Genomic DNA, 6170 nt, shown 5'->3' on the forward strand with positions numbered 1-6170 from the left:
CAACGCAGCCCGTCCGGCGCTTGAGGACAACCCCCCGGCCCCGGACGGGCTCGCGTATCAGGGACCCGCCGGCGTCAGCCGGCCTCGCGCCAACGATTCGTGATCGGCAGCCGCCGGTCCTTCCCGAACCCCTTCGGCGAGATCTTCGTCCCCGGCGGATACTGCCGCCGCTTGTACTCCGCCGTATCCACCATCCGCAGCGTCTTCGCCACCAGCGCCCGGCCGAACCCGGCCGCGACGATCGCTTCGAGCCCCTGGTCCCGGTCGACATACATCTCCAGGATGCGGTCGAGCACGTCGTAGTCCGGCAGCGAGTCCGTGTCCACCTGGCCCGGCCGCAGCTCCGCGCTCGGCGGCTTCGTGATGGACGCCTCCGGGATCGGCGGGGTCTGCCCCCGCTCCTCGGCGGCCCGGTTGCGCCACTTGGCCAGCCGGAAGACGGACGTCTTGTACACGTCCTTGATCGGCCCGTACGCCCCGACGGAGTCCCCGTACAGCGTCGAGTAGCCGACCGCCAGCTCCGACTTGTTGCCCGGGGCCAGGACGATCTGGCCCTCCTGGTTCGAGATGGCCATCAGCATTGTGCCGCGCAGCCGCGACTGGAGGTTCTCCTCGGCGAGCCCGGTGAGCCCCAGCGACCCCATGTACGCGTCGAACATCGGCTCGATCGGGACGGTCCGGAAGTTCAGCCCGGTGCGCCGCGCCAGCTCGGCCGCGTCGCCCTTGGAGTGGTCCGAGGAGTACTTGGACGGCATCGAGACCCCGTACACCTGCTGCGCACCCAGCGCGTCGCAGGCGATGGCGGCGACCAGCGCCGAGTCGATGCCGCCGGAGAGCCCGATGAGCACGCTGGTGAAGCCGTTCTTCGCGGCGTAGGCCCGCAGCCCCACCACGAGAGCCGTGTACAGCTCCTCGTCGTCGTCCAGCCGGTCCGCGTACCCCCCGGCGAGCTCCGCCTCGTACGGCGGCAGCGGCTCCTCGGAGAGGACCACGTGGTCGATCCGCAGACCGTCGGCGACCACGCCGGACGGCGCCTCGGCCGGGGCGGCGGGCAGGTCGAGGTCGAGGATCACGCTGCCCTCGGCGAACTGCGGGGCGCGGGCGATGACCTCGCCCTCCCGGTCGACGACGATCGAGTCGCCGTCGAAGACCAGCTCGTCCTGGCCGCCGATCATCGCGAGGTACGCGGTCGTGCAGCCGGCCTCACGGGCGCGCTTGCGGACCAGTTCCAGCCGCGTGTCGTCCTTGTCCCGCTCGTACGGCGAGGCGTTGACCGACAGCAGCAGCCCGGCCCCGGCGGCGCGCGCGGCCGGGACGCGGCCGCCGTCCTGCCAGAGGTCCTCGCAGATCGCGAGCGCCACATCGATGCCGTGCACGCGGACGACGGGCATCGAGTCGCCCGGCACGAAGTACCGGAACTCGTCGAAGACGCCGTAGTTCGGCAGGTGGTGCTTGGCGAAGTTCAGCGCGATCCCGCCGCGGTGCAGCACCGCGGCCGCGTTGCGCGGCGAGCCGGCCGGCTGGCCGTAGCGCTCCGCGGCGAACTCCGAGCGGTCGAGATAGCCGACGAGGACGGGGGTCTCCCCGAAGCCCTCCGCGTCGAGCCGGGCCGCGAGCGCGCGCAGCGCTTCGCGCGAGGCCTCGACGAAGGACGACCGCAGGGCCAGGTCCTCGACGGGGTAGCCGGTCAGCACCATCTCGGGGAACGCCACGAAGTGGGCGCCCTGTTCGGCGGAGTGCCGGGTCCAGTGGACGATCGCCTCGGTGTTGCCGGCGAGGTCGCCGACGGTCGAGTCGATCTGATTCAGTGCGAGGCGTAGTTGAGGCACGCGCCCCACTCTAATCGTCTGACTGACGCGATGTCCCGGCAGGGCCCCGGTCAGGCGAGGCGTCCGGGGCGGAACCCGGCCCCCGGGTATGTCCTCGTCCGGGCGAGGCTCACGAACTCCCCGGGCGGCGATGTGTGAGGGCCGAATTCCCGGGCACCGGGCGCCGAGAGAGAATGGCGGATTTTCTGCATAGGGAGGGTTTTGTCATGTGGGGTTACGAGCCGAATTCCGGTTACATCGCCGGCACCGACCTGACCGGATACAAGGTCGAGGCCACTGACGGGAGCGTCGGCAAGGTCGACAAGCACTCGGACGACGTGGGCTCCGCCTACCTGGTGGTGGACACCGGTGTCTGGATCTTCGGCAAGCACGTCCTGCTGCCCGCCGGGACGGTGAGCGGCGTCGACGCCGAGGGGAAGAGGATCTTCGTCGATCTCACCAAGGACCAGATCAAGGACTCCCCGGAGTTCGACAAGGACAAGCACATCGGCGATTCCGTCTACCACGAGCAGATCGGCGACTACTACCAGAGCCACCGGCGTCCGTGATCCGGCGGCGCAGCGCGGTGGGGCCCCAGGAGGAATTCCTGGGGCCCTTTCGCGGTCGCTCACCTGTTCAACCTCTGCCGACGGCGTGTCCGGCGGCGGACCGCCTCGTTCAGTGAGGTATGAGCGAGAGAGATGAGCGGGTCGTGCCGCGTGCCGCAGACCGACGCGGGCACACGCCCTCGGAGGACCGCATACCCCTCGACCGCGTCGAAGCGGTGCTCATCGAGCACTATCCGCGTCTGGTGCGGCTCGCCTATCTCACCCTCCACGGCGACCGGGGCCGGCACCGCCGCGTGCTGGACGCGCACCGCATCGTGCAACGAGCGCTGCCCCGCCTGACCCGCACCGTCCGCGTGGACGCCGACGGCGACGTCTACACATGGCTGCGCACCCGTATCGTCCGCGCGGCACTCGCCTCCGGCACCCTGCGCGGCGTGCCGGCCGTCGTCGGTCTCCGCCTCTTCCCGCGCGCCGGTGGACTGGCCGAACTCGAACTGGACCGCGCCCTGGCGGCGATGACCCCGCCGGCGCGGGCGGCCTACGCGCTGCTCGTACTGGAGGGGCTGTCCGAGACCAAGGCCGCCCGGGTCACGGGCGATCCGGAGGCCGTGCGATGCGCGCACGCCCTGCGTGAACAGCTCGGAGCCGACGGTGAACGCGCCCTCGCCTCGACCGAGTTCGACCCCTGTGTGGTGCAGACGACCCCGGACGATCTTCTGCGCAGGCGCCGCAATCATCGCCTGGCGGCGGCCGCGGGCACCCTCGCGGCAATCGCCGGATGCGTTGCGCTGACGGCGCAGCTTATGCGTCCGGCCGCCACCGTTCCGTCCGCCCCCGCGGCCGGGGCGCGGGCCGCCTCCGCCGCACTCGATCCCCGGCACCTGGTTCGTACCGACCCGGAGACCTGGGCGGACACCTCCCGCGTGGACCTCACCGCATGGCCCGCCCGAGGGAGCCTGGCCGGCGACGACGGGCTGCTCTCACGTGCGCTCCGGGTGTGGGACCACCCCTCTCCGTCCGTACGGCGCTCGGTCGCTCCGGGCGCGACGGACGAAGGACCGGCCCGCTCGCCCCAGCTGCTCTACGCGGGGGAGCTGGAGGGACGCAGGGTCGTCATGTTCTACGACGGCCGGCGCACCGTCCGCTACACCGAGCCCGCGCAAAGGGGTGCCGGGGAGGTGGCGCTCGACATCGCCCGAGCGGACGATTCCGGTGTCACCGACGCGTCGGCGCTCACCGTCGTGCGCGGGCGCTCGTCGGCCCGGTATCTGCTCGCCCCATGGATCTCCGAGTCCGGCCTCCGCGATCTGCGCGCACCCGACCGCCTCCCCGAGCCGCTGGGGGTGGCCGGGGGAGTGACCCGGTCCGTCCCCCTTCCTCCGGCCAAGGGCTGCGGTGCGTGGCCCGCCCTGCAGCTCCGCTCGTCGACCAGGATCGTGGAGAACCACCGTTTTCTGCTCACCGACCTCGGCGGGGCGGCCCCCGCGCACCTCACCTACCAGCCCCTGCCGGTGAGCGGGCGCAGGACCCATGCCGCCGCCCGCCCGGTCGAAGCCACCGGCCCGGCCGCCCTGATGGCGTGGTCCAGGACGTCGTGCTCGCTGCCGGGACTGGACGCCGGGGTGCGCGCCGTGAACACGTGGGACTTCGCCGGCCAGCGACTGCCCGGTGGTGGCAGCGGCACGTGGAGCTGTATGCGGGCCGACACCTGGCAGGGGCAGGGCCAGGTCGTCGTCGGGATGCGGCCCGACAACGGCCGCCGGCTGCTCCTGGCAGGCGCCGCGCGCGACTCCGCAGCCTGTTCCCGCTTCGGACAGCATGTCGTGGCGTCGGTGATGTACCGGGACAAGGAGGGGAACCGCTACCTGCTGGCCGCCGGATCGCGAGGTGTCACGCGGTTGACCGCGGCGGGGAAAACCGCTTCCGGTACCACGCTCGTCGTACGCGACCCCACGAATACCGCTGTGGAGGCCCGCACGCGCACGGGAGAGGCGCTCAAGCCGCCCGGCACCCGCTGAGGGTCACCAGGGGGTCCGGCCGTGCGGGCTCCGGTCGGGGGCGTCCTGAAGGGCGACCCCGACGCTCAGCCGCTTCCCGACCGGTTCACGGCGGATCTCGAAGCTCTGGCAGACCATGAGGACCAGCTCCAGGCCGTGGCTGCCGATCCGTGTGGGATCGGCAGCGGACGCGGTGGGGAGCACCGCGCCGGAGTCCCACATCGCGATGCTCAGCGTCACACCATCGGATTCGAGATCCAGGAGGCAGGGCCCCGGCGCGTACTTGCAGACGTTGGTGGCCAGTTCGCTGACCACCAGCTGGGCGACGTCGGCGGCCCGGTCGGACACCTCCCACGCGTGCAGCACCTCGCCCTCGTGGAGGAAGGCGCGCACGAACTCCCGGGCGCGGGCGATCTCGCCGGACGTCATCTCGTACGCGGCGCTGCCGCGCACGACGGCCGTCCCGCTCCGCTGCTCGGTGACGACGTCGTCCCCGGCCACTCGCTGTTCCATCCATCCCCCGTCCGGTGCACTGCCCGTCACAGCCATTGACCTTCTGCCCCGACGCGCCGCTTTCAAGCAGCCGTCAGCCGGCCGGACCGGGCCGCCTCGACGGTGGCGTAGAGGCTCAGGAACGTGTCGGCACCGACCACCCGCAGAAGCCTTTGAACCGTCGGCGAGGGGCTCGCGATCCTCAGGTCCCCCCGACTGTGCAGGGTGAGAACGAGACGGAGGAAGGACGAGTCCGCGAACGCGATACCGCCGGCGTCGAGGATGAGCGCGCCGTGCTCGGCGAGCGCGGCATCGGCCCGGTCCTGGAGCGCGGGCAGGGCCTCGATGTCCACGTCTCCGTGCGGGGCGATGACCGGCACCGATGTGGCCGACACGTGGGATTCCTGGGGTCTCATGCGAAGATTTTTACAGCTTCCCCATGTCCGCGGTAGGGCGGCCGCGCCCGGGTGGCGGACGGCCACCCGGGCCGGAACGCCGCGCACCGCGACCGCTTCAGCCCGGTCGGGTGCAGGTGCGGGAAGGGGAACTCTCCCGGCGCTCCGTACCGCGGGCCCGGGTCAGGAGCCGTCGAGCCCGCCCGTGCAGGCGGCGCCCGGCTCGGGCGTCTGCGGCCCCTGCACGTAATGGGCGAAGAACTGCGCCACCCGCGGGTCGTCCGCGCCGTCCACGGTCACCTGCTTGCCCCAGGCGGTCAGCATGATCGCCCCGGCCTGGTCCTTGTAGGGGCTCATCAGCGAGTACGGCGTCTTCGAGACCCGGTCGGCGAGCTTGTCGATATCGGCGGCGGGCGCCTTGTCGGTGTACGTCACCCAGACCGAACCGTGCTCCAGGGCGTGCACGGCGTTCACGTCGGGGACGGCCTCCTTGTAGACCTCGCCGTCGCAGTTCATCCAGACCGGGCTGTGGTCACCGCCGACCGGGGGCTTCATCGGGTAGTCGACGTTCTCGGTGACGTGGTTGCGGGTCAGCTTCTTCGCGTCCCAGGACTTCTCGCCCTCGATGGGCCCGGTGGCCAGATCCTTGTCCGTCTCGCCGGCGGACGGGGTCCCGCCCTTCCCGTCGTCGGTCATCGAACTGTTCGAGGACGTGTCGTCCGACTTGTTGAGGATCGTGTACGAACCGAAGGTGACGAGCCCCGCGACGACGACGGCGCTCAGGCTCACGGCCAGCACCCGGTTGCGGCGGTCCCGCGCGCGGTCGGCATTGCGCATCTGCTCTATGCGGGTCCTGCGGTCGTAACTCATGTCGTGGGTCCTTCGGGGAAGGGGCGATGAGGGGACGGG

6 protein-coding genes are annotated in these 6170 nt (G+C 71.5%); 2 read left to right on the forward strand and 4 right to left on the reverse strand.

What is annotated here, in order from left to right:
* Window positions 1-74: 74 nt before the first annotated feature.
* On the reverse strand, window positions 75-1829 hold the full coding sequence (locus EAO73_RS19170) for an NAD+ synthase (protein WP_147972752.1): 1755 nt from the start codon (window positions 1827-1829) through the stop codon (window positions 75-77).
* Window positions 1830-2035: 206 nt separating this feature from the next.
* Between EAO73_RS19170 and EAO73_RS19175 the strand changes: the two genes are divergently transcribed.
* Together EAO73_RS19175 and EAO73_RS19180 are read left to right on the forward strand one after the other, a co-directional pair.
* Window positions 2036-2377 (forward strand): PRC-barrel domain-containing protein, encoded by a 342-nt coding sequence (locus EAO73_RS19175; protein WP_147972753.1) that lies wholly within the window; start codon window positions 2036-2038, stop codon window positions 2375-2377.
* Window positions 2378-2496: 119 nt separating this feature from the next.
* On the forward strand, window positions 2497-4395 hold the full coding sequence (locus tag EAO73_RS19180; protein ID WP_147972754.1) for a hypothetical protein: 1899 nt from the start codon (window positions 2497-2499) through the stop codon (window positions 4393-4395).
* 3 nt (window positions 4396-4398) lie between these two features.
* Here the strand turns inward: EAO73_RS19180 and EAO73_RS19185 are convergent, their stop codons facing one another.
* From EAO73_RS19185 to EAO73_RS36030, 3 genes are all read right to left on the reverse strand, one after another.
* On the reverse strand, window positions 4399-4887 hold the full coding sequence (locus EAO73_RS19185) for an ATP-binding protein (RefSeq protein WP_191134139.1): 489 nt from the start codon (window positions 4885-4887) through the stop codon (window positions 4399-4401).
* A 62-nt stretch (window positions 4888-4949) separates the two neighbouring features.
* Window positions 4950-5282, reverse strand: a complete 333-nt coding sequence (locus EAO73_RS19190) for an STAS domain-containing protein (protein ID WP_224756370.1) — start codon at window positions 5280-5282, stop codon at window positions 4950-4952.
* A gap of 162 nt (window positions 5283-5444) precedes the next feature.
* Entirely contained in the window at window positions 5445-6131 is a 687-nt protein-coding gene (locus EAO73_RS36030; RefSeq protein ID WP_224756371.1) for a DUF3105 domain-containing protein, read from the reverse strand.
* Window positions 6132-6170 lie beyond the last annotated feature (39 nt).

Source organism: Streptomyces sp. col6, assembly GCF_008042035.1.
Lineage (GTDB): Bacteria > Actinomycetota > Actinomycetes > Streptomycetales > Streptomycetaceae > Streptomyces.